This window comes from Streptomyces sp. SAS_281, from assembly GCF_052542855.1.
In genome coordinates, this window is record NZ_JBMNDO010000011.1 from 31,302 (window position 1) to 54,738 (window position 23,437).

The following is a 23,437-nucleotide window of genomic DNA, read 5'->3' on the forward strand; positions in this document are numbered from 1 at the left end:
CACGTCGACCCCTCGCGCTCTTCCTCCTCGGAGTCACCGGCGTGCACCCCGAAGCGGGACTCACTACCGGCGACGCCGAGGACGCCGCGGGGGCGCGCCGCCGGGCACGGGGCGGGGTGTCAGCTCTTGAGGAAGTCCAGCAGGTCCTGGTTGAACTTCTCCTTGTCACCGGGCACCAGGGCGATGCCGTGGGAGCCGCCTTCGTACACCTTGAGCGTGGCGTTCGCGATGAGCTTCGCGGACTTGCGGCCGGTCGCGTCGATCGGGACGACCTGGTCGTCGTCACCGTGCACCACCAGGGTCGGCACGTCGAACTTCTTGAGGTCCTCGTGGAAGTCCGTCGACGCGAAGGCGTCCACGCAGTCGACGCCGCCCTCGATGGTCTGGGCCATGGCCATGTACCAGAAGGCGTCCTTGTTGCCCTGGGTGACCTTGTTGCCGTCCCGGTTGGCACCGAAGAAGCCGACCGCGGTGTCCTTCCAGAACTGTGAGCGTTCGGCGAGGATGCCGTCCTTGATGCCGTCGAAGACGGACTGCGGCACGCCCTCGGGGTTGTCGGGCCCCTGGAGCATCAGCGGGGGGACCGCGGAGAGCAGAACGGCGGACTTGATGCGGTCGGTGCCGTGGCGGCCGATGTAGCGGGCCAGTTCGCCACCGCCCATGGAGTGGGCCACCAGGGTCACGTCCCGCAGGTCCAGCTGGGTGATCAGGTCGTTGAGGTCGTCCGCGAAGGTGTCGAAGTCGTACCCGTCGTACACCGGCGTGGAGCGGCCGTGCCCGCGGCGGTCGTGCGCGATGCCGCGGAACCCGGCGTCCGCGACCGCCTTCAGCTGGTCCTGCCAGGCGTCGCCGTTGAGCGGCCAGCCGTGGATGAACACCACGGGGCGGCCCCGGCCCCAGTCCTTGTAGAAGATGTCGACACCGTCACGGGTGGTGATGACCGGCATGTGGATCCCTTTCGTTCCGCGAACAGCCGCCCGCCAGGAAGCGGTCGGGGCGAGGGGTGAAGTCGTCCCAGGCGGCGGGCAGACCTCGGATCGCGAGGGCTGAATCGCGGCACGAACGACCCTTCTCACTCCCGTCCCATCCTCCATACTCTGGGACTTCTCGCACGACAGGAGCTTGTGACCGAGAGTGCCGCCTCGGTCTCCGGCTGCCGGTGGGCCGCTGATCACGCCCGCGGACGGAAGCGCGCGCGGGTTCTCTGACCGAGTGCGGCCGGGTGGTGGTGGTCCTCGGCGAAGGGTTCGCAGGTGCGGGCGCACTGAGTTCGTAACCCTGCCCTACCTCGCGCCGATCGCCCCGCTGATGCCCTGGCTCATCGCCGCCGACGTCACCCACGAGGTCATCGGCCGGGACGTCATGGTCCAAACGCTCCTGGACGGCATTTCGGCCGCCGAGCAGCTCGGTACCTACCCGCGAGCCAGCTGGCCGGGCTTCTTCCGGCAGCTCGCTGAGGTCGCACGGACCGTCCACGCGGTACGCACTTCGGCCCCGTCGCCGACCCCGGCTACAGCACCTTGACCGCCTCCTTCGCCACCATCGCCGCCGACCTCGACGACGCAGGACTGGACGGTACTGACCTGCGCAAGGTCGCAGACCTTGTCGACCAGCACCGAACTACCTTCGACGAGATCACCGAAGCTCGACTCCTATTGGGTGAAGGACAATCAACTGTCTTTTGGGCGCGTCGGCCCCAGTGCCCGCACTCAGCGGGGTGATCGACTACGACCGCACCTTGTGGGGCGATCCGATGGCGGATTGGACCACCCGTATGGCGAAGGCCAAACCGGACGAGCGAGAGGCGTTCTGGAGACGTGTGGCCCCCTGGACCAGTCCGACGCCACGACCTGGCGCTCGAAGATCTACGAAGCCCGGCACCTCGGCGCCCTCTGTCTCGAGCGCCACCGCCTCGGCAATCTGGAGGGGGTACACGCGACCTACGACTCGATGGGGGGACATCCTCATGCCCTTGGGTTGAGGTCTCGTCCCCAAGGCCACGGGCGTGGAGGCTGTGATTCCGTAGGACGGCTCGGAAGCTGGCCTCTTCGGCTGATGGCCCCATGCGGTAGAGGCGGGGTCTCCCCATACGACCTCCGTCCACTCCTCTTCGAAGCGGAAGGAGTTGGTGTAGCCGTGAAGGCCGAGGCGATCAGACCGAGTTGGCCATTCAAGACTGGAAGGAGGTTCCTGATTCCGTTCCCCCCGGCGGGCGGGGCCACGTAGTCTAAGCCGTCGGGAGGAGCCTACTTTTGCGAGTGCTGGCTGCAGCGGGTTCAGGCGGTTCGTATCAGGCTACGACGAATGTGACGCCTTTTGAGTGAATATCTTGACTGGCCTATTTTGTTCGACGAGCCGACGCGTCCCGGTGATTCCATCGCCGTACTGCGGAGCGGCCGTCCCGAGGGTGAGCGGACCGAGGCTCTGCGGTGGCTCGCTTCTGCGGCCAGGAACGGCGATCCCTCGAGTATCAACCGATTCGCCGCTGGTCTGCTGTTGAACGGGGACCCTCACGGCGCGGTGCGGGTCTGGCGTGTTCTGTTGGCCCAGCGACCGGACATGATCATCGCGCGTCTCAATCTGGCCACCTGCCATCTGGTCACCGGTCTGCGCGCTGAGTGCGCACGCGTACTACGGGCCTGCCGCGACAGCGCGAGCCCTGGCACTCCAGAGCGGCACGTCGCTGAGCAGCGCATCGCTGAGCTGGAGGGTGAGGCGGGACAGAAGCGGCTGCTGGAGCTGAGAGCCGCCGCGCTCCAGGAGCGCGCCGAGCGTGGACTGGCGACCCCCTTCGACCACAAGGACCTGGCGCTGACGATGTACGGGCTGGCTCGCCTGCCAGGGGGTGGAGTCACGGGCGGTGATGTGCTCGCCGCGGCACGAACGGCGTGCCGTGAAGCGATCGACGATCCGGCAGCCCTGGAGATCCTGGTACTCGGGCTGCTCGTCGGGGATGGACCGGAGACGGAGCTGAACGACACGCTACGAAAACTCGAAGGCGCGGCCCCTCATTCGAAGGTACTGACGGTTGTCCGCGACATGAGGGCGGTTCCTGGGGCCATAGCCGAAGCACGTGCTCGCGCTGACTGGATGCGACAGTCGGCTCGCGGGGCGTCAGTTGACGACAGCGACGCTGAGTGGGCGCAGTTGGTCTGGAGGAACATCTCGCCCTTGGGTGACGGGCGGCGCCCGTCGGACCATGAGCAGAATACGTCGGACGGTCGCAGCGCAGACAGGGGAACTAGTACCGCACCGAGCCGTGCCCTGCGAGGGCTGGCCGAGGACCTGATGGCCACTGACTCGGTGGAGCGGGCCGAAGGATTGCTCACCCAGGGGGCGGGGCACGTTGATCCGCACGAGCTGCTGAGTGAACTCACGCGCATGCGTGAAGAGCTTCTCGCCCACGGATGTCCTGCGGAGGCCGCGGTCGCGGACTTCCACCACGGGACAGTGGAACGCCTGCGCCTGACGCTGGCCGACCCCCGCAACTCACACAACCATATCGTTGAATCCAGTATCTGGGATTCGGCACCCGATTTCCTGCGCTCATTCGACACGGTCCGTCAGGCAGCGGAGCGCGAGGCATTGGCTCGGATGGAGCGCGGCGATCTCGACACCGCACTGGTCCTCCTGCAAAACGCTGCGGCAATTCCGCCTTTCGCCCCGGAGGAACGCGTACGGTCCGCGGGACTCCGGTTGCACCTGGCTGGCGAGCTTAGGGACGCGGGGCGGGCCGTAGAGGCCCTTGCACTGCTCAACGCTGAGACCCTGGGACCAGATGTGGGCGGTCCTCTGGCGGGCGATTCTCGCACCCAGCTACTGCGCAGCCGGTACCACTTCCTGCGTGGGCTCCTGTGTGACGACTGTGGAGCATACGAGCAGGCCAGGTACTCCTTCCGGCAAGCGATGGACGCGGCTTCCTCCGGTGGATACCGCGAAGGCAAGTACCAGGCGCATTCTGCTCTCGCCTTCTCCTACCTCAAGGCCGGCCGCGCCAGGGAGAGCGTGCGCGAGTTCCGCAGGGTGTTGACCTATGCCGAGGCTAGCGGAGGCCGTCTCGCTCCGGTCCTCAACAACCTCGGCAGCGCTTACCGAGATGCCGGCGAGCTCAGAGCGGCGCGCACTTGCCTCACCCGGGCACGGGAGCTGGCGGAGGAAGAGGGCGCCGAGGGGATCAGCATGGTGACTGCCCTGCTCGGTCTCGGCGACCTGGCTCGGGACGAGGGAAACGAGGAGGAGGCCGGCGAGGAGTACTTCCAGGCCATGATGAAGTGTCTGAGCCCGGACGGCGGAGACCTCGAACTGACCCTGGCCATAGTGGTGACCAGGTTCAAAGACATGGGCGAACTCGGCGACTTGCTCATGGAGACGACGGAGCTACTCCACCGCGCGCGAGGCGGCACGTTCCGTTCATGGGAGGCGCGGGCCATGTTCCGGATGGCGCAGGCATCCCGGAGTCAACGGGCCGGTCGGCATGCAGAGGCAGTTTCAGATCTGCGCGATCTGCACGCCTCGGCCGCGAGACAACCCTCGGGCACACAGATACAGATTGTGACGACCGGATATCTAGCGCGCGCCCTGACACGCTGGGGTGCCGAGCGACCCGAAGCCCTGCAGGAAGCCTTCGACGTGCTGTGGGAGGCCCGCGGCCGATTGCGGACCACCCTGTCGGACGGGGCTGTCCAGGACAGGCCCGCGCTGGTGGCACTGCATCACCCAGTCTACGAGCAGCTGATCGAACTGCTGGTGGACCACGGATCCGCGTTGCGCCTGCCGACCGGCGAGCCCACGCTGGAACTGGCCTTCGACCTGCATGAGGAGTACAAGACGTGGACCAGCGGCGTGGGCCGCCAACTCATCACGCCCGCCCGTTTCGCGGCCCTGAGGAACTGGCTGCGCGCCCACCCTGACGCCGCCGACTGCGCCTTCGTGTCGTATTTCTGCGGCAGTAGTGACATCACCGCATTCTCCTACGTCCCACAGACGGACCGGCTCACAGCCGTCCGCACACCGCTGGACCTTGACGTCTTGCGGCAGGCCGCCGAGCGGCTGCGACGCACCTTCGATGGCGACCCGGATGCTTTCCCGCCGCAGGGGCAGCTCCCGCCGCAGCGGCCTTGGAAGCGCAGCCTCGCCTTCTTCGACGAGTTGGCCCCCGCACTGCTCGCCGTGCTGCCCCACGTAACTGGCCACGAACTCCTGTGCGTCGCGGCCGACGGACCGCTGCACGATCTGCCACTGCATGCTCTGCCCGTACCCGGCGACGATGGCCTTCCCCTCGCCCATCGGCACGCCATCGTCCAAGTCGGCAACGCCACGACCCTGCTCATGCTGGGGGGCCTGCCGCCCGCGCACGGCAGCTCCACGGTGTACGTCGGCGCGGTTGCCGCACACGAGGATGGGGAGTCCGAACGACTGGAGCGGGACGCGGAGATTATCTCTGCCAGCGGTTGGCACGTCACCGGTACGGCCGGAGTCGACGCAACTCCCGACGTGGTGGCGTCGGCGTTGCGTTCCGCGTCCATGGCGCATCTGGCAGCGCACGGTTGGTTCGACACGGCCGAGCCGATGGACTCGGGCGTCCTCCTGTCGTACGGCGGACAGCGGCCGCCCAGGGAGCCGTACACCATCGACATCAGGGCCAGGCTCGACTATCTGTTGACGGCCCGCCGGTTGTCCAGCGAGGGACTGCGCCTGGACCTGATGACGCTGCGGGCCTGTTCGACCGCGCGCCGGGACTCGTATAGCACGGGCCACATGGAGGGCATCGTGCAGGCACTGCTGCACTCCGGGGTGCGCACCGTCGTTGCCACGCTCTGGAACGTCGACGACACCAGTTCGCGCAGGTTTTTCACCGAGTTCTACCACCATCTCCTGGGCGAAGGCGACGCCACGCCCGAGCAACCGCCATGGCGGGCATTCTGGGACACTCAGCGCGCCATGCTGCGGGATCCCGCTGGGCCCTGGGAATCCCACCCCTTCCACTGGGCCGCTGTGGCCCTATTCGGCCTTTGGAGGCATACATGACCACGTCCGCGGTCGCCAGGCTCGACGACAAGTCGCTGATCCTGGCCCTGCAGGAAGTAACCGAGGATCTCACAGCCGACGGCCCGCCCCATGTTTTGCCCATGGACCAGGACGAGGCATGGGAACTGCTGCTGGCCCTGCTCCGAGCCGGCGGATACAGCGGCGCCGAGTTGGGCGAACTCGATCGGCCCGGTCAGTACGCGGCCGCCCGTCGAGTCCTCGCGGAGCTCGTGGAGGACCCCGCCACCTGCGACGCTGCCGGACCGGTGCTCGCGGACCCGCCGTCCGACACCCGGCTGGGCGCCGACCTGGTGGGGCCCGCGCTTGCCGTCGTGGCCGGCACCATTGCCTGGCTGCAGACCAAGGTCGACGTGCGGATTAAACGCAAGGACGGCAAGACGGAGTTCGAGTTCCGCGTGGTGAAGGAGTCCGCACCAGCCGGGCTCCTGAAGGAACTGGCAGCTGCGGTTATGCGGTTGTGGAACGGCCCGCCTCAGCAGTGATTGTGGGTCGCCCACTCCATCAATCGATTTGGTGGCCCCAGGCCAAAGTCCCGAGCCGCGCGTCATCGACGGCCGCGGCACCCTGGATGCTGACACCTGGCGCGATGCCGGATGGACCGTCCGCGCCCTCGGACGCCCCTGAGCCGCAGTTTTGTCGCCCTACCCGTGACGCCGCAGCAATCGGTGCACGCTGCCGGGGTCACGCCAGAGCTGCCAACAGGGTCCTGGCGGTCGTGGAAGCGATGGCACACTGATCTGCCCAACTTGCCCACCACCTCTATGAGATCACCTGATGAACGCCACCCCCACCGCCGACGCCCAGCGATCCGAACCAGCCGAGGATCGCACCGGCGGCTGCCTCTGCGGGCGCGTCCGCTTTACCGCCCAGGGCCCGGCAGTCTTCCCTCACACCTGTGAATGTGATCATTGTCAGAAACTCGGCGGCACCCCCGTGACGCGGCGGTGGGCTTCAAGACGATCACCTGGATCGGCGAGGGTGGCGAGCCGACCTGGTACGAGACCTTCCCCGGTGAGGCGAAGCGTGGCTTCTGCCCGACCTGCGGCAGCCGCGTCGCGGCGATCGACAGCGACATCCCGGAGATCGGCATCAACGTCACGGCCCTCGACGACACCAGCGGCGAAGACCTCGTACCGATCCACGCGTCCTTCCACGACAACGCCGTGCAATGGCTGCCCTCGGTGGCACAAACAAAGCCCAGCGCGACCGGCTGACCTGCGGCAGTTCTGGGACGCTCAAGACACTTGAGGAATACTCGGGGCTATTTCCTCGACGAACTCAGGCTACCTCCCCACAGAGGGATGAGAGCGGAAGTGAGAGCCAGTGCCTTGAGTTCTCGGGCGGTATCGGTTTCGTGGAATCTGGGTGCGCCAAGCATCGGGGAGCCGGTGATGAATGCGCGCCCTCGCGAACGGGCCCTTCAATTTCAGCGAAGCGGCCTCAACGCCCCTCAAAATACGGCAGGATTAGCCATACAGAAACGGTTCATCCCGTCCGTCGGTCGGCCGCCCCACTCCCTCGGCAGCCGCCACGGCGCGCCACCACGAAGAGGGGGCACAAGCGTGAACACAAGCACTTGACAGGGAACTGTGCTCGTGCCCGCACGAGACGCGCATCTCCGGCGCGCCCGCGGTCCTGTGGGTCGGCTTCGACAGGGGCGGGCTGACGTGGACCGGTCCCAGTGGCGAGCCGACGTGGTACGCGACCTGGCCCACGCTCCGCCGGGGCTTCTGCCCGCGCTGCGGGACCCGTCTCGTCTCCGTCGCCGACGGCTCCGACACGGTCATGGTCACCGGCTTCAGCCTCCCCGACCGCAGCGGCACCGACCCGGTCGGGCACTCCTACCGGCAGGAGGCGGTTTCCTGGATGACCGTCGCCCTCGCCCGGTAGCCGTTCCGGCAGGCCCGTCCACGTCGTCTCCGAGCGGGCCCGGCCGGTCGCCGGGTACGGCAAGCGGTACCTGTCCCACACGAGGTGCCCTGCCTGTACGCCCCGGGCCGTCACACCGGCGGGGACTCACGCGGTGAGATCCGTACGGCGTTCCGAGGACGCGCTCCTTCCGCTGCGCCGGCGGGGCGAGTGGAGCGGCCCTCCCCCGCCCCGGAAGCGGGGCGGGGAAGGGCGCCCGGGTCAGCAGGGGCGGATGTGGAAGACGGGGGTCCAGGAGGCGGTGCCGGTGCCCTTGGCGACGTGGGACCAGCGTTCGCTGCCGTCGCTGTTGTAGAAGCGGGCACGGGTGCCCGAGGTCTGGTTGTTGTTGAAGGTGCCGTCGCCGACGCCGTTGAAGTCGTAGTAGCCGCAGCGGTAGTAGTCGTAGTTGACGCCGCGCCCGTCCGTGATGCACAGGTGCCCGTTGCCGCAGGCCAGGGCCGTGCGGGGCGAGGTCAGGCCGCGGGTTTCGGTCTGGCCGGGTGCGCGGAGCGTGACGGTGCCGCCGGGGATGGCGAGGGTGTTCGCGGAGGTCTGGCGGGCCTGGGGCTCCTGGGCGCGTACCGCGTCGACCTGTCGCTGCAGTTCCCCGGCCTGCTGGTCGGTGAGGCCGGCGGCCCGCGCCTGCGCGGCGTAGCTCTGCTGACCGCTCGGGGCGGCCGAGGTCGTGGCGTGAGCGGACAGGGCGGGACCGGCGATCAGGGCCGCGGAGGCGGCGATCAGTCCGGCGGAACGGCGGAACGAGAAACGCTTCAAGGTCTTCTCCTCGGGTTGGCCGTGCGCCTCGTTGAGGTGCACGGCCAGCCTTTCCAACTGAGCGCCGCTTCAAGGGACATAGCGGCGATGTTCACCGTTAAGTGGTGCAGATGCCTTTTTTCGCACGCGCAGGAATCCACCGAGCGTCTGTGTCAGTCCCGGCCTGCGCCGGCACCCGTCGGGGCGCGTGACCGGACACCCTCGGGCGGACGAAGACGTGCAGATCGCGGTCCCGGCCGAAGCGGAGCCTCGTGGGTCGCGTGACGGAGACGCTGCCCCGGATCGACGCCTTGCCCTTCAGCAGCGGGTCCCGGTCCTCCAGTGGCGCCCAACTGTGCGAGCCGCCGTCCATCTCACAGCCGTCAGCCGTCAGCCGTCAGCAGGAGCTCCATGGGCACGCCGCAGGGTGCGCAGTTGACGGCCATTGGGCGCGTCGACGCCCAGCACGGGTGGCCGCCGACACGCCGGCCGGGAGGGATCGACAGCTCGTACCGGTAGCTCGGGGCGTCGGATCCGTGCTCCGCCGCCTGCGCGTCGCCCCATGCGTCGATGCGTGCGATCAGGGACGCGGGCAGCGTGTCGTCCTCCGCTCAGGGATACGTGTCCACTTTCTCCGGCCGTGGCGACGCCGAGCAGGGCCGTCGCCACGGCTACGCCGGGCCGCACAGGGAGGGTCGACGGCGCAGGCCGCACGGGGCCGGGGCCCGGGCATGCATGCCGCGACGATCGCCCGCACCCGCCGGGCCCCGCAGAGCCTCGCTGCTCAGCCGCACGCCTGAACGTACTCAGCCCCTCGCTGCGCAACTCGCCCGTGACGCTGTCCGGTTCAGCCGGTCGGCAGCGTCGGCAGGTACCGGGGCGCGCGCCGGCCGTCCAGCCGGTGTTCCACCGCCGCCCCCAGGGAGAGCAGGTCGGCGTCCTGGTGGTTGCCCGCCATGAGGAGCAGCCCGACCGGCAGTTCGCCCACGAAGCCGGCCGGAACCGACAGGGACGGGTATCCGGCGACGGCGGCGGGAGTCGACGACGGGATCACGTCGTTGTCGCCCCGGCCGCAATCGGTGGTCCAGGCGGGCGGGTTCGCCGGGGAGGCGATCGCGTCCAGGCCGTGCTCGGTCATGACCTCGTCGATGGAGCGACGGGACAGGTCCGCCAACTCGGCCCGCATTGCCAGGTGTTCCGGATCGGTGGTGGGCGGTGCGGTGAGGGCCTGCTCGAAGAGTTCCTGTCCGGCGAAGCAGGTCTGCTCCTGCGGGTGGGTCCGGTTGAACTCGATGAGCTCGGCCAGGTCGCGCGGCCCCTTCCTGGTCGCGAGGTACGCGTCGACGTCCCGGTGGAACTCGCTGAGCAGGGCCGGGAATTCGAGTTCGGCCAGGCGGTCCTGGTACGGCAGGTCCACCTCCACGATCTCGGCGCCCGCCGCTCGCAGCCGCTCGGCGGTGCGCGTCATGAGGGCGTCGACCTCGGTGCCGAGCACCGGCAGCCGCCACAGCCCGATCCGCTTGCCGCGCAGTGCGCCGGGGCGGACCGCCGCTTCCGCGAGGCCGGGAGCGGGCTCACCGCCACTGAGGACCGACAGGGTGAGCGCGGTGTCGACCACGTTCCGGGCCATGGGGCCGGCGGTGTCCTGTTCGGCGGAGATCGGGACGACGCCCGACTGGCTCACCACGCCGAGGCTCGGTTTGAGGCCGACGACGGCATTCATCCCGGCGGGGCAGACGATGGAACCGTCCGTCTCGGTGCCGATCGCCACCTGTGCCAGCGAGGCGGCGAGGGCGGCGGCCGATCCGGCGGACGAACCGCAGGGGTTGCGGTCCAGGACGTATGGGTTGCGGGTCTGGCCGCCCACCGCCGACCAGCCCGATGTGGGCTTCGTCGCGCGGAAGTTGGCCCACTCGGACAGATTGGCCTTGCCGAGGATCACCGCGCCGCCCGCCCGCAGCCTCGCGACCAGCTCCGCGTCGGTCGCCGGCGGCTTGCCTGCGAGGGCGAGGGACCCGGCGGTCGTCGGCATGTCACGGGTGTTCACGTTGTCCTTGAGCAGGACGGGGATGCCGTCGAGCGGGCCGCGCGTTCGGCCGAGGCGGTGCCTGATGTCACTGGCCACCGCCTGGCCCAGGGCCGTGGGACTGGTGTGCAGGACCGCGTTGATCCTCGGGTCGACGGCCTTGATCCGCCGCAGATAGGCGAGGGTCAGCCGGACCGAGGACAACGACCCGCGGGCCATGCGGGCCTGCAGTTCGGGGATGGTGACCGTGTCGAGGTCGATGCCGCCGACCAGCGTGGACTCGGCGGATCGCGCCGGGCCGCCGGGGCGGGACTGAGCGACTGCCTGCGGACCGGGCGCCACCGCGATCAACGGGGCCACGACCAGGATCGCGGTCGTCAGGGCCGCCATGCTTCTCGTCTTCATGGCGGCCACCCCACTACACACGGCCGGGCGGCACAAGAGGCCCTCACCTCGCCCTGCGCCAATACCTCAGAACAGCTGCCGGGCGAGCAGTTCGGAGCGGGTCAGCTCCAGCAACCGGCCCATCCAGTTCCGCCCCCGATCGTCGGGGACGTCCCGCCAGAAGGGTGAGTCCGCGAAACCGGTGTAGCTGATCCTGGCGTCCCCGGTGGAGAGGAGGACCTGGGCGAGGCCGGGGTGCTGGGTGAACTTCGCGCGAAGGAGTCCGGCCATGACCGCGAGCCGGACATCGGACCAGTCGCTCCGGCGCGGTGCCCGCCCGCCCAGCTCCTGCGCCTCCCTGCCGGAGGCGGCGTCCCGGATCGTGCTCCGGTCGGAGGCGTCGGCCGCCGACAGGGCCCAGTACCCGTGCTGGACGGAGGCGTAGGAATCGCCGGCGAACTCGATGGGTGCGGGGAAGTCGTTGCGGAGCATGAACAGCCCCGGCTCGTCCGGCCATCCCTGCGGGTAGACGGTTTCATGGGAGACGAGCGGCGGCCGGCCGGGTTCCGCCGGGTCGTCCGCGTACTGGACGGCTCGCCGCTCCTGCTCGTCCTGGACGGCCTTGTTCACGCGGGCGAAGTAGTCCAGGACGCCCTGGTGCATCTCGGCCGTGGCCACCGGGCCGTCGCCGTCGACGGCCTCACCGGTCTCCGTGAACAGGATGCGCAGGGGGCGGTCCTGGCGGTCCATGTCGCCGAGGACGTAGATCCGCAGGTGCCCGGGAACCGCCAGGTAGGCCGCTCGGAGAAGTTCCCGGTTCGGCTCGGACGGCTGCTGCTCGTACCGCCTGATCGCATCCCAGCAGCGCTGCCTGGCAGTCGGCCGCCCATTGAGTGCTTCGATACGGTCGGCGACTTCCAGGAGGAAGCCCTCCGGTGTCAGCGGTTCGCCGGAGCGGGATTCCCACTTCGACGGGGGGTCGGGAAGCGGTGGCGACTCCGGATCGGTCGCCGTCCAGCAGCCCGCGGCCAGCTTCCTCGCGAGGCCGTCCAGATCGGTACGTTCACCGCAGGTGATTCTTCCGTCGGCGAAGACGACCAGGTCGTCGAGGTAGTACCCGCCGCCCCTCTGGTGCCGCCGCCAGATGTGGCACCAGACCCCGTCGATCCTTTCCCCGTCCACCATCCGATACGTCGGTCCCCGCCACGTCATGGACCCACGCTATCGCCTCCGGCGCGATCGTGGATCCGGCGCCGGAGCGCCGGGGCATGCGCTCCCCGCACGGCGATCCGGCCGGCCTCGGCCCGGGCGTGTGCGCCACCGCGCACCATTCAGCTACTTTGACATAGGTATCTCTGGATACCTATGCTCCCGGCGTGAGCCAGAACAGCGCGTCCGCGCAGAGCGTCAGCCAGGTGGCCTCCGGCCTCGTGGCGTGCCTGCCCGCGCTGTCCCGTGCCCTGGACCGGCGCGTCGGGCAGGAATTCGCCGCCCCGAAGCCGCCGGAGGCGCAGCTCGCTCTGTTGCGGCATGTCGCGGCGCACGAGGGTGTCACGGTGCGCAAGGCCGCCGAGTCGTTGCTGATGAAGCCCAACAACGTCAGTGCGCTCGTCACGCAGCTCACCGAGCAGGGGCTCCTGGAACGGCGGCAGGACGCCGCCGACAAGCGGGTCGCACACCTGCATCTCACCGCGAAAGCGCGGCGAGAGCTGGCCGAGGTGCACCGGCTGATGAGCGCGCACCTCGCCGGCGCACTGCGGACCATGACCGACGGCGATCTGAAGGCCCTCGGCGCGGCGCTCGGGACGCTGAACTCACTCGCCGAGCGGCTGCACTCCGACCAGTAGGCCGTCCGTACGGCCGGTTCCCAGGGGTGTGCTGCTTCCTGCACACCCCCTCTTCGCGCTGCCGTCCCCTCCTCGCGGCGGCCGCCCCCGTTTCTCCGCGCGTGCGTACCGGCACGCGCCCCTCCGAAGGACTGAACCGCCTTGCCCTCCGAAGTTCTCAGCTCCCCCGCACCCCTGGCAGGGTCCCCCGCCGAGCCACGTCCGGGTGGCGTGCGCGCCAACCCGTGGCTGACTCTGATCGCCGTCGCCTTCGGGCTGTTCATGGTCGGTCTCGACGGCTCGGTCGTCTCCATCGCCAACCCCGAGATCGGCCGGGACCTCGGTGCCACCACCGCCGATCTGCAATGGGTGACCAACTCCTATCTGCTGGCCCTCGCCGCCGCGCTGATCCTCGGCGGCAAGCTGGGCGACCGGTTCGGACGCCGCACCTTCTACCTGATCGGCGTCGCGGGCTTCACCGCCGCGTCCGTCGCCATCGGGCTGTCGGGCTCCATCGAGGGGGTCATCGCCTTCCGGGCGGTGCAGGGCTTCTTCGGCGCGCTGCTGATGCCCAACACGCTCGGGATGCTGCGCGCCGTCTTCCCGCCGCGGAAGTTCGGCATCGCGGTCGGCATCTGGGCCATGGTCTCCTCCGTCTCCACGGCTCTCGGACCGATCGTGGGCGGCCTGTTGGTCGAGCACGTGAACTGGGAGTCGGTCTTCTACATCAACGCACCGATCGGCGTCGCGGCCCTCGTCTTCAGCGTCGTCGTCCTGCCTCAGACCCGTAACGCAGCCGCCGCGCGTGAGAAGTTCGACCTGCCGGGCGTCGTGCTGCTGGCCATCGGCCTGCTCGCGGTGGTGTTCGGTGTCGTCAAGGGCGAGACGTGGGGATGGACGTCGGGCAGCACTCTCGGGGCCATCGGGGCCGGGGTCGCGGTGCTGCTGCTGTTCGGCCGGTACGAGACGCGGTCGGCGCGCCCGCTGCTTCCGATGCGGCTGTTCCGCAACCCGGCGCTGTCCATCGGAACGGTCATCACCGCGCTGAACTTCTTCATCCTGCTCGGTGTGATCTTCTTCGTCATGCTCTACCTGCAGAACGTGCGCGGCTTCACGCCGGTCCAGGCGGGTGTACGGACCCTGCCGCTCAGCCTCGCCTCGGTCGTCGCCTCTCCCCTGGGCGCCGTGCTCACCCAGCGGTTCGGCCCGCGCCTCACGATGCCGCTCGGCATGGCACTGCAGGCCGCCGCCTGCTTCGTGATGCTCGGCTGGAGCGCCACATCCTCGTACTCCGCGCTGTGGCCGCCGTTCGTCGCACTGGGTCTGGGTGTCGGTATGGTCATGGCCTCCTCCTCCGACGCCATCGTGGGCAACGCGCCGGTCGAGGACGGCGGTGTCGCGGGCGGCCTGCAAGCCACCGCCCTGCAGATCGGCGGCGCCCTGGGGACCTCCGTGCTGGTGTCGCTCATCAGCAGCCGCGTCGGCTCCACCCTCACCGGTGAACTCACCGCGGCCGGCGTACCCGCGCCCGACGCCCAGGGCTTCGCCGCGGCCAAGGACGCGGTCGCCATGGGCGTCGCCCCGGTCTCGGCGCGCATGCCGGAGCAGCTGAGGGACGCGGTGGCCGAGGGCAGCCACCAGGCGTTCATGAACGGAGTGCACACCGCCGCGCTCGTCTCCGCCGTCCTGGCCGTCATCGGCATGCTCCTGGCGGTCACCGGCGTCCGGCGGGCGTCTGAGGCGGGCCGGGACCAGGGAGTGGCCGGTGGATGACCGCATGAGGTAATGGGCTGATGAGCGACGACACGTACGAGGTCACGGGCCGGGCGGCCGGCGCGTCCGGCACGGAGACGGCGGGGCGGGTGATCCGCCGGCGCCTGCGCGTGGTGCTGGCCGAGGACTCCGTCGTTCTCCGGGACGGCATGGCCGAGTTGCTCGGCGCACGCGGGTGCGAGGTGGTGGCCACCGCGGGAACGGCGCCGGGGCTGATCGACGCGGTGGCCGGACACCGGCCCGACGTGGCCGTGGTGGACATCCGGATGCCGCCCACCCAGACCGATGAAGGCATTCGTGCCGCGGTGGAGATCCGCGCCGCCACGCCCGAGGTCGGCATCCTGGTGTTCTCGCAGCACGTCGAGACCGCCTGGGCTTCGCGGTTGCTGGCGGGCGGAGCGGCGGGGGTCGGGTACATGTTGAAGGAGCGGGTCGCCCGTACCTCCGAGTTCGTGGACGCGCTGCACCGGGTCGCGGACGGGGGCACGGCCCTCGACCCGGAGATCGTCACCCAGCTGATGCGGGGCGGGCGGCGCAGCCGGGTGGACGCCCTGACACCTCGTGAGCGCGAGGTGCTGGAGCTGATGGCCCAGGGGCACTCCAACCGTTCGATCGCCGCTCAGCTCGTGGTGTCGGAGCGGGCGGTGGAAAAACATGTCGCCGCCGTCTTCGGCAAGTTCGGTCTGCTGGCGACGGGCACCGACAACCGCCGGGTGAAGGCCGTCCTCGCCTACCTCGCGGAGACCGGGAGCCGGCCGGACGTCACAGACGAGCCGGCAGCTCGGCCGTGACCACGGTCGGTCCACCGGGCGGGCTGTCGATCCGGAGCTCGCCGTCCACCGCCGCGAGCCGCTCGGCCAGGCCCGTCAGCCCCGTCCCGGCACCGAGCGCGGCGCCGCCCCGGCCGTCGTCGCGTACGGACAGGCGGATGCGGTCCCGGGTCCGGCCGGCCGTGAGCTCGGCCGAGTGGGCGCCGCTGTGCTTGGCCACGTTGGTGAGGAGTTCGGCGGCGCAGAAGTAGAGGGCCCGTTCGATCGCGTGGTCCGGGCGTTCCGTCAGGTCGAGGCGGAGGGCGACCGGCACGGGCGAGGTGGCGGCGAGTCCCGGCAGCGCCTCGCCGAGGCCCCCTTCCAACGCCACCGGGTGGATGCCCCGAGTGAGCCGTCGCAGTTCGGACACGGTGTCGTTGGTCTGGTCACGGGCCCGCTCCAGAAGGGTGCGCAGCCGTACGAGCTCCGGGGCGGGGGTGGGCGGGAGCGCGTCCTCGGCCAGCGAGAGGGTGATGGCCAGGGCGACCAGCCGAGCCTGGGTGCCGTCGTGCAGATCGCGCTCCAGGCGGCGCAGTTCGTCGGTGCTCTGGGCCAGCAGGATGGCGCGGGCGGTCTCCAGTTCCCGTACGCGCCGCTGGGTGCGGACCGGGCCGAGGAGGAACCGGGCGAGTCGGCGGTTCGCCCCGCTCAGCGCCCGGATCACTGGGGGCACCGTGCACAGGATCGTCAGGCCCAGCGGCGCGGCCGCGGCGTCCAGCGGGCCGACCGGGTGCGGCCCCGGTTCGATCAGACGGACCCAGAGCGGGAAGCCGATCAGCCAGCCGCAGCCGAGGGGGACGACCATCGCGGCGGCGAACCCGAGCAGCCCGAGTGGCAGCCGCAGCAGCAGATAGAGCAGTGCCTGCCAGGCGGCCGGGTCGGTCAGCGCGACGCGTGTCCGGGCGACCGGGCCCGCCGCGCGGGGCAGCCGGGCCGGCGCCTCGATGTGCTCACCGAGCCACCGGGCGGCCAGTCGCCGGTGCAGCGTGCCGAGCCCGCGGGCGCCCTTCAGCGCGGCGGCGACGAACGGCAGGCCGAACACGGTGAGGGAGAACAGCGTCCCCGCGTAGAGGACGGTCAGTGCGTAGGCGCCGCCGAGCAGGGCCGGCGGCAGCCCCGCGACGGCGAAGGCCCACTCGCCGCCGCGGACCGTCAGGAATCGCCGCTGCTCAGTCACGCGCGGCTCCGCGGCCCCGCATGGGCGGCGCGCTCGGACCGGGTGGCGCCGTGTCCGGGACGGCCGGCCCGTCGCCGTGCTCAGTCACCGTCGGCGCCCGCCAGTTCCGTGGCCGGGCCGCGTACGGCCCAGAAGCCCGTGGCCACGACGGCGGGGGCGGTCAGCGCCACGGCACCCGCGCCGATCCACCAGCAGCCGGCCACCGGGAGGTACGGCATCGGCGACCCGCTCACCGCCGTGCTGAACGCCGACGCGGCGGCGCCCGCGACGGCCGCGCCGAGCAGGAGGCCCACCGCCGTGGTCAGCAGGGCCTCGGCGGTCAGCATGCGCAGCAGTTGCCCGCGGGTGGCTCCGGTCAGCCGCAGCAGCGCGCACTCGCGGCGGCGTTCGGCGGTCACGGCGACCAGGGTGTTGACCGTCGAGACGGCGGCGAAGCAGACGAGCATGGCGAGTTCTGTCCGGCGCAGCCAGACGTCCGTGTCGGCCGTGATGCCGGACGCCGCTGTCCCGGCGGCGTGCTCGGCGGTACTTGTCATGATCAGCATGGTGCCCGACAGGCCCACGAGCAGTGCGACCGGGACCACCGCGGACGACAAGCGCCGGGCGTACCCGCGCAGGTTGGCGTCGGCCAGCCATCCGGCGGCGGGTGCCAGCGCCCGTATCGGTGCGCCCAGCACGGCCGCGAGGACACGCGCCGCGAAGGGTCCCGCCAGCGCGGTCGCGACCAGCAGCACCAGCGCGCCGAGCAGTGCCGCCTGCCCCGCCTTGTCGACCTGCCCGGCCGGCCGTGTCGCGGCCAGCCGCAGCAGGAAGCCGCCGCCCGCCAGTACAGCGGCCGAGGCGAGCAGGCGCGGCGCGCCCGTACGCCCGTGCTCGGTCGAGCTCGCGGTGAGGGCGGCCGCGGGGGCGGTCCGGGTGATGCGCCGCGCCGCCACGGCCGAGGCCGCCAGGCCGACGGCCAGGGTGACGGTCAGGGCCACCAGCATGGGCACCGGGGTGTCCGGCACCCGGACGCCCGGTGCCGCCATCCCCCGCCGGCGCAGCTCGGCGAGCATGCCCCGGCCCGCGGCGGCGCCGGCGGCCCAGGCTGGCAGGGCCGTCGCCAGCGTGGTCACGGCGACCTGGCCACGCACCAGACGCCGCACCTGGCGGGGTGTCGCCGCGATGGTGCGGAGCAGGGCCAGCTCCCGGTGCTGGCGGCGCAGTGCGAAGCCCAGGGCGTTGACCACGACGAAGAACGCGACCAGTACGGCGATCTCGCCGAAGGCACCGGCGATCACCGTCAGACCCGGTCCGCGGGCCGCCTCCCGGCCCGCCGGCGCGGTAGTGTCCGCGGCGAACAGGGAGCCGAACAGCGTGAGGGTGGCGAGGGCGAGGAAGAGCGCGGCAGCCAGTCCGGCGAAGGCGGCGGGCCGGCGGCGCAGCTGCCCGAGCGCGAGCGGGATCACCGCCCTCCCCCGCCCAGCAGGCTCAGACGTTCACCGATCAGGGCGGCCGTGGGGCGGTGGAGTTCCTCCGCCACGACGCCGTCGGCGATCAGCAGCACCCGGTCCGCGTACCCGGCGGCCACCGGATCGTGGGTGACCATCACGCAGGTGGCGGCCTGCTCGTCCACTTGGGCGCGCAGCAGGGCGAGGATCTCGTGCCCGGTGGCCCGGTCGAGCGCGCCGGTCGGCTCGTCGGCGAACAGCATCGCGGGACGGGAGACCAGTGCCCGGGCGATGGCCACCCGCTGCTGCTGTCCGCCCGAGAGCTGTCCGGGCCGGTGCCGCTCGCGGCCGGCCAGTCCGACGCGGGCGAGCGCGTCCAGTACGAGGCGCCGGTCGGGTCGCTCGCCGGCCAGCCGGCACGGCAGGGCGACGTTCTGCGCGGCGGTCATCGCGGGCATCAGGTTGAACGCCTGGAACACGAACCCGATCCGGCTGCGCCGCAATACCGCCAGCCGCCGCTCGGGCAGCCGTGACACCTCCGTACCGCCCCACCAGACGGTGCCCCGGGTCGGCCGGTCCATCCCCGCCAGGCAGTGCAGCAAGGTGCTCTTCCCCGAGCCGGAGGGCCCCATCACCGCCGTGAACGTACCGGAGTCCACCTCCACCGACACTCCGCGCAGCGCGCGCACGGCGGCGCCGCCGCGTCCGTACTCACGATGCAGGTCTTCCGTCCGGGCGGCCATGCCCGTCCCGGTGTCCGTCGCCGTCTCAGTCATGTCCTCATCCTCGGCGGGTGAGGCGCGGCGTTCGATCGTGCCCGCCCCCGAATCGACGGTTCGGGAAACCACACCCTGCCCGGGCCCGTCACCGGTCCGGACGCGCTTGACGGGGCGGCGGGAGCCGGCGCGGCCATCATGAGGTGGGCGGTGTGACCCCATCTGTGAGGGAGAGGCATGAAGGAGACCGGCGCGGACGTGGTGCGGGAGGATCTCTCCGGGGCTGTGGATCTGCGGCGCGTCGGTGCCGATCCGGATTACTGGTACCCGGTGGCGCTGACCCGGGACGTGCGGGTCGGGAAGGTGGTCGCCGCCGTGTTCGCCGGTGAGCGTCTCGCGCTCTACCGGGGGAAGAGCGGGGCCGTCCACGCGCTGGAGGACCGTTGTGCGCACCGGCAGGTTCCGCTGAGCATGGGGGTCGTGGAGGGTGACGTGCTCCGGTGCCGGTATCACGCGTGGGCCTACCGCGGTGACGGGCGCATCTCGCAGATCCCGTATCTGACGAAGGACGACCGCAGGCCGCCCCGGGGTGTGCGCGGCTATCCCGTGCGCGAGGCGTACGGCCTGGTGTTCGTCTTTCCCGGCGATCCGGACAAGGCGCGGGATTCCGCGCTGCCGCAGTTGCCCGCCTTCTCCTCACCGCGGTACAAGACGCTGACGTACTCCCGGATCGTGCGCTGCCACTACTCGTTCATGCACGAGAACCTGCTGGACATGAACCACCAGTTCCTGCACCAGGGCGTCGTCGGCCGGCTCCGTCCCGAGCTCATCGGACACCGGAGCGACGATCGCTCGGTGGAGGCCAGGTACCTGTTCACGCACGCCGGAGGCAAGCGCAACGCCGGCGCGAGCATGCTCGCCGCCGAGGGCATCGCGGGCGGCTCCCGGGACGTGATGACCATCCGCACGGAGTACCCGTACCAGACCCTCGACCTGGTGCCGGAGGGTGCCGACGAGCCGGTCTTCAGCCTCTGGGCGGTCTACGTGCCCGTGGGCGCCGACCAGCGCGCCTGTCACGTCCATGGGCTGCTCATGATCAGGAAGCCCCGCGTGCCGGCCGTGCTGACCGCGGCCGCGCCCCTGATCAGGCGTTTCACCGAGCGCATCTTCGCGCAGGACCGGATGGCGGTCGAGGCGGAACAGCGGGCGTGGGACGAGCAGGGCGAGGACCGGAACCACGAGGTGTTCTCCCTGATCCTGGACGTGCGCGAAGCGCTGCGGTCCAACGGCGTGCCGCTGTCCGTCTCCGAGGGGCCGCGCGGGGCGGGGCCCTGCGGTGGCGGGGCCGGGCTGTGCGGGGACGGAGACGCGGAGCCTCTGCGGACGGACGCGGCACCCGCGCACTGACCGGCTCGCGGCGTGCGGGCGTCGGGAACCAACTCCTGCTCTCCCTGAGTAGCCGTACTCATGCGCGACGCACTGACGTGCGGGCACGCTGGACCGGGGCCCGCGACGGGCGCGGTGGGGCGGGAGGTGGTGCGTGTGAGGTATGGCGAGCCGTCAAAGGGTTTCCAGGTCGCGGCCGGATGCGTATGGCTCGTCGTCGACGTGGCTCTGATCGGCTGTCTGTTGTTCCGCTACGGAATGACGGGGTGGGCGGACGGCTACGACGACCCCGTGAACCCGCCCGCCGCCCCTGCGGAGGCCCGACGCGCAGCGTGGATCGTCCTGGGCACCGCAGTCGTGAGCGGCGGGTTCCTCCTTCTCCGGCACTACTGGGTGACCGGCGTCCTGCAGCTCCTCCTTCTCGGGGCGGGCGCGGGAGTGTTCGCCTACCTCGCCGCACATGGATAGGCGCGGCGGAAACACGCTCGCGCCCGCCCGACGCCCGTTGCTACAAGTGGGGCATGGGTATATGGACCGACGCCTTCGTGGCACCCCCCGAGCCGGCGCTCCTCCGTCCGGAGGCGTTCGGACGGCTGGCGGTCGAGTTGGCGCGCGAACGTGTGGTGCGGACGCCGTGGACGCTGGTCGCCGGGCGGCTCTGTGTCAACGCGAGTCTCAACTGGGGCGGCGTCAGTGGTCGGGCCAGGTGGGACAGGCCGCCCGTGGGTACGGTGCTGAGGACGGAGGACTTTCCGTGGGACACGACGGAGCCGGACGACGAACCGCCGCCATGGGGCCCCTCGCACGAGGAGGCGCGTCTGCTCGCCTCCGGTGAGAAGCTGCTCGACCTGCCGGTGGCGCTGCGCGCCGCCCCGTACGGGGTCGAGGACGTCGCCGTCGTCTTCGACCACATGGACTTCGGCAACCGGGCGATCACCGACTACTTCTGGTTCGAGGACAGACGCACGACGCTGGCGTGCTTCGCCCTGGCGCGCCCGCAGAACCGGCCGTTGTCCGCGAACGCCCTCGGGGACATGGGCGACGGACCGGTACACCCCGTGCGCACCTGCGTGGTCCATGCCTTCAAGCACGCCAGGGGTTTCGAGGAGGGCGAACCCCTGCCCGCGCTCGCCTCCGTGACCGCCCGCTACTTCGGGCCTGACCAGGTGAGCGGCCGGACCGTGAGCTGAGGCACCCGGTGACACCGGCGGCCCCGCACCGGGCCGAAGGTTCGGGTGCGGGGCGGCGCGGAGTGACGGGGTCCTCAGACTCCGGTCAGGTGGTACGTGCCCGTTCCGTCCTGCCGGCCGCTGGAGTACTGGCGGATGAACTCACCGTCCGCGTAGCGGTCGTGGCCCATCATGGAGCCGGTGTACTTGTTCTGCACCCCGATCGACGTGCTGCCGGGTACGTCGCGGTAGATGTAGAACCGCTGGAGGTCGTCCTCCGCGCAGGAGGCGGTCGTCAGGATCGCTCGTTCGGCGGAGGCGTCCTGCTCGGCGATGGTCGCGCAGCCGCCGTTGCCCCAGTTCCACAGGGTCGCTTCGAGGACGCCGTTGCTCTCCGTCACGTTGCACAGGCGCCAGTTGTCCAGGTGGGCGCTGAAGATGGAGGAGGGCCGCAGCCGAACGCCGTCGTTCGCGAGGAGCGGCGCGCCCCAGGACAGGGGTTTTCCGGGTACTTCGATCTTGTACACGGCGGACTGGCAGTCGAGAGCGGCGGCCCGCGCGGCGGCCCTGGGCCGCTCGGCCGGAGCCGCGGGCTGGGCGAGGCGGTCCTGGCGCTGCTTGGCCGTGGGGGCCACCGCGCCCGCCGGATGCGCGGTCTTCGCGGTGGACGCGCCGCAGTCGAGGAGGGTCTGCGCCTCGGCCATGACGCTCCCCGCGGGAACCTGGTCCTGGCAGCGCACGGCACCTTCCTCAAGGGTGGTGTACGTGGTGAAGCTGCCGCTGCCGGGTCCCTCGGCCCACCGCAGTGCCCAGCTGCCGTCTGTCTGCTGGGCCCGGTTGCAGTTGAGGCTTCCGTAGGTGCCGGTGACCTTCTTGGTGCCCTTGTAGACGCCGTAGTAGCCGGGCTGGTTGAAGTTCCAGGTCACCGCGTTCGACTCGGTGCTGGTGGTGGAGGACTCCATCTTCACGCTCAGGCCCACGCTCACGCCCGCCTTGTTGAGGGCGTCCACGGCGAAGCTCGCTTCGATCTTGTCGTCGAGGCCGACGGTGACCTTGATGGTGGTGGTCGTGGTGGTGGTGACGGCTTGTTCACCGGTGGTGCCCTCGGTGACGTACCAGCCCTTGAAGTGGGTGATCGTCGGGGACACTTCGGTGCTCTTGATGTACGGGTGACGGGTGCCGAGGTCGGCCGTCGTGCAGGCGTCGCCGGGCTGGGGCGACGTCGCTTCGGTGGGTGCCGCGGCGGCCGGCGCGGCGGCGGGGCCGATCGCGGTGACCGCCAGGGCCGCCGCTGTGGCGGTCACCGCGATGAGTAGACCGCCGGAGCGTAAGCGTATGGATCGCATCGTCACGTGTTCCCCCTCAGGTGTACGAGTCCGGGTCGGGGTGAATGTAACGGCCACGGGAGTTGCGGCGTGAGGGCGTAACTGGCCAGAGATGTGCCGTGAGCGGCCGGAACCCCGGGGTCGGACCGCCTCGCTCCGGGGCTCGGGCGCAGGCACCGGCGCCGGCCGCACGGCCGCACCGGGCGTCATCCGGGACATCAGGACCGCCGCGACCAGGCCGACGAGGCTGATTCCGCCGGCGTAGAACCTGACGCCCGGCGACGAGCCGGTGGCGTCCTGGGGCGACGGCGGTCATGGGCGCGAGGCCGCCTCGATGATCGCCCCGGTCGGCATCACCCGCGAGGATCGGGAAGGGCCTGCCGGCGTTCTCGGAGGGCGCCCCGGCCGAGGATGTGCTGGACCGGCCGCTGCCCCGGCTGAGCCCGCACTCGATCACCGACCCGGCCCGGCTGCGCACGGTCATCGAGCAGATCCAGGTCGCCGGGCCGGCCCACGAGGAGCAGGAGGCGGCCCTCGGGGTCAGCTGCATCGCCTCACCGGTGTTCGACGGCCCGACGGCGGTGGCGGCCCTGTCCGTGGCCGTGCCGCGCGCCCGGTCCCGGCCCGCCCAGCCGGCACCGGCCGGGCGCACGGCCGCCCTCGGGCTCTCGCGGGTGATGCGCGGCACTGGGGGGCACACGACC

Annotated in this window: 19 protein-coding genes and 3 pseudogenes; 14 read left to right on the forward strand and 8 right to left on the reverse strand. The window is 70.9% G+C overall.

The genetic code is table 11. The features are described 5' to 3' along the window. Positions 1-17 precede the first annotated feature (17 nt). A pseudogene (locus tag ACN6LM_RS06650) lies at positions 18-107 on the forward strand (DeoR family transcriptional regulator); the annotation flags it as partial. Between the two features lie 12 nt (positions 108-119). On the opposite strand, the gene ACN6LM_RS06655 reads toward ACN6LM_RS06650, so the two are convergent. Beyond that, positions 120-947: an alpha/beta fold hydrolase gene (locus ACN6LM_RS06655; RefSeq protein WP_445064321.1), complete on the reverse strand. Its 828-nt coding sequence runs from the start codon at positions 945-947 to the stop codon at positions 120-122. Between the two features lie 361 nt (positions 948-1,308). On the opposite strand from ACN6LM_RS06655, the gene ACN6LM_RS06660 reads away from it, so the two are divergent. The 6 genes and pseudogenes from ACN6LM_RS06660 (at position 1,309) to ACN6LM_RS06685 (ending at position 7,938) form a co-directional block, all read left to right on the forward strand. Further along, entirely contained in the window at positions 1,309-1,524 is a 216-nt protein-coding gene (locus ACN6LM_RS06660; RefSeq protein WP_445064322.1) for a hypothetical protein, read from the forward strand. Between the two features lie 1,035 nt (positions 1,525-2,559). After that, on the forward strand, positions 2,560-6,027 hold the full coding sequence (locus tag ACN6LM_RS06665) for a CHAT domain-containing protein (protein WP_445064323.1): 3,468 nt from the start codon (positions 2,560-2,562) through the stop codon (positions 6,025-6,027). After that, entirely contained in the window at positions 6,024-6,530 is a 507-nt protein-coding gene (locus ACN6LM_RS06670) for a hypothetical protein (RefSeq protein ID WP_445064324.1), read from the forward strand. The genes ACN6LM_RS06665 and ACN6LM_RS06670 overlap by 4 nt, the downstream gene beginning before the upstream one ends. Positions 6,531-6,822: 292 nt before the next feature. Continuing rightward, positions 6,823-6,939: pseudogene (locus ACN6LM_RS06675) on the forward strand (GFA family protein); the annotation flags it as partial. A 17-nt stretch (positions 6,940-6,956) separates the two neighbouring features. Next, positions 6,957-7,262 carry a GFA family protein gene (locus tag ACN6LM_RS06680; protein WP_445064325.1) on the forward strand — a complete coding sequence of 102 codons (306 nt, stop codon included), beginning with the start codon at positions 6,957-6,959 and terminating at the stop codon, positions 7,260-7,262. Positions 7,263-7,635: 373 nt separating this feature from the next. Next, the gene (locus ACN6LM_RS06685) at positions 7,636-7,938 is read left to right on the forward strand and encodes a GFA family protein (RefSeq protein WP_445064378.1); all 303 of its coding nucleotides are present in this window, start codon (positions 7,636-7,638) and stop codon (positions 7,936-7,938) included. A 240-nt stretch (positions 7,939-8,178) separates the two neighbouring features. On the opposite strand, the gene ACN6LM_RS06690 is transcribed toward ACN6LM_RS06685, so the two are convergent. From ACN6LM_RS06690 to ACN6LM_RS06700, 3 genes are all read right to left on the reverse strand, one after another. Beyond that, complete coding sequence (locus tag ACN6LM_RS06690; protein WP_445064326.1) at positions 8,179-8,733, reverse strand: hypothetical protein; 555 nt, start codon at positions 8,731-8,733, stop codon at positions 8,179-8,181. Between the two features lie 826 nt (positions 8,734-9,559). Next, positions 9,560-11,143, reverse strand: coding sequence for an amidase family protein (locus ACN6LM_RS06695; RefSeq protein ID WP_445064327.1), 1,584 nt, complete (start codon positions 11,141-11,143; stop codon positions 9,560-9,562). Between the two features lie 66 nt (positions 11,144-11,209). Then, positions 11,210-12,334, reverse strand: a complete 1,125-nt coding sequence (locus ACN6LM_RS06700) for an NADAR family protein (RefSeq protein ID WP_445064328.1) — start codon at positions 12,332-12,334, stop codon at positions 11,210-11,212. A gap of 164 nt (positions 12,335-12,498) precedes the next feature. Here ACN6LM_RS06700 and ACN6LM_RS06705 point away from each other — a divergent pair, with 164 nt between their 5' ends. From ACN6LM_RS06705 to ACN6LM_RS06715, 3 genes are all read left to right on the forward strand, one after another. Next, on the forward strand, positions 12,499-12,969 hold the full coding sequence (locus ACN6LM_RS06705; RefSeq protein WP_445064329.1) for a MarR family winged helix-turn-helix transcriptional regulator: 471 nt from the start codon (positions 12,499-12,501) through the stop codon (positions 12,967-12,969). Between the two features lie 141 nt (positions 12,970-13,110). Continuing rightward, positions 13,111-14,721 (forward strand): DHA2 family efflux MFS transporter permease subunit, encoded by a 1,611-nt coding sequence (locus tag ACN6LM_RS06710; RefSeq protein ID WP_445064330.1) that lies wholly within the window; start codon positions 13,111-13,113, stop codon positions 14,719-14,721. A gap of 110 nt (positions 14,722-14,831) precedes the next feature. Continuing rightward, positions 14,832-15,512: a LuxR C-terminal-related transcriptional regulator gene (locus ACN6LM_RS06715; RefSeq protein WP_445064379.1), complete on the forward strand. Its 681-nt coding sequence runs from the start codon at positions 14,832-14,834 to the stop codon at positions 15,510-15,512. Here the strand turns inward: ACN6LM_RS06715 and ACN6LM_RS06720 are convergent. The 3 genes from ACN6LM_RS06720 to ACN6LM_RS06730 form a co-directional block, all read right to left on the reverse strand. Further along, complete coding sequence (locus ACN6LM_RS06720) at positions 15,484-16,707, reverse strand: sensor histidine kinase (protein ID WP_445064331.1); 1,224 nt, start codon at positions 16,705-16,707, stop codon at positions 15,484-15,486. The genes ACN6LM_RS06715 and ACN6LM_RS06720 overlap by 29 nt on opposite strands. Before the next feature lie 80 nt (positions 16,708-16,787). After that, the gene (locus tag ACN6LM_RS06725; RefSeq protein WP_445064332.1) at positions 16,788-18,155 is read right to left on the reverse strand and encodes an FtsX-like permease family protein; all 1,368 of its coding nucleotides are present in this window, start codon (positions 18,153-18,155) and stop codon (positions 16,788-16,790) included. Further along, positions 18,152-18,913, reverse strand: a complete 762-nt coding sequence (locus ACN6LM_RS06730) for an ABC transporter ATP-binding protein (protein WP_445064333.1) — start codon at positions 18,911-18,913, stop codon at positions 18,152-18,154. Before ACN6LM_RS06730 ends, ACN6LM_RS06725 begins: the two co-directional genes overlap by 4 nt. A gap of 177 nt (positions 18,914-19,090) precedes the next feature. Between ACN6LM_RS06730 and ACN6LM_RS06735 the strand changes: the two genes are divergently transcribed. From ACN6LM_RS06735 to ACN6LM_RS06745, 3 genes are all read left to right on the forward strand, one after another. Then, a complete protein-coding gene (locus ACN6LM_RS06735; RefSeq protein WP_445064334.1) occupies positions 19,091-20,260 on the forward strand; it encodes a Rieske 2Fe-2S domain-containing protein in 1,170 nt (389 codons plus the stop codon). 135 nt (positions 20,261-20,395) lie between these two features. After that, a complete protein-coding gene (locus ACN6LM_RS06740) occupies positions 20,396-20,707 on the forward strand; it encodes a hypothetical protein (RefSeq protein WP_445064335.1) in 312 nt (103 codons plus the stop codon). 53 nt (positions 20,708-20,760) lie between these two features. Continuing rightward, positions 20,761-21,429 (forward strand): hypothetical protein, encoded by a 669-nt coding sequence (locus tag ACN6LM_RS06745; RefSeq protein WP_445064336.1) that lies wholly within the window; start codon positions 20,761-20,763, stop codon positions 21,427-21,429. 74 nt (positions 21,430-21,503) lie between these two features. Here the strand turns inward: ACN6LM_RS06745 and ACN6LM_RS06750 are convergent, their stop codons facing one another. Beyond that, on the reverse strand, positions 21,504-22,754 hold the full coding sequence (locus tag ACN6LM_RS06750; protein ID WP_445064337.1) for a hypothetical protein: 1,251 nt from the start codon (positions 22,752-22,754) through the stop codon (positions 21,504-21,506). Positions 22,755-23,098: 344 nt separating this feature from the next. Here ACN6LM_RS06750 and ACN6LM_RS06755 point away from each other — a divergent pair. Next, positions 23,099-23,422, forward strand: a pseudogene (locus tag ACN6LM_RS06755) (IclR family transcriptional regulator domain-containing protein); the annotation flags it as partial. Between the last annotated feature and the right edge of the window lie 15 nt (positions 23,423-23,437).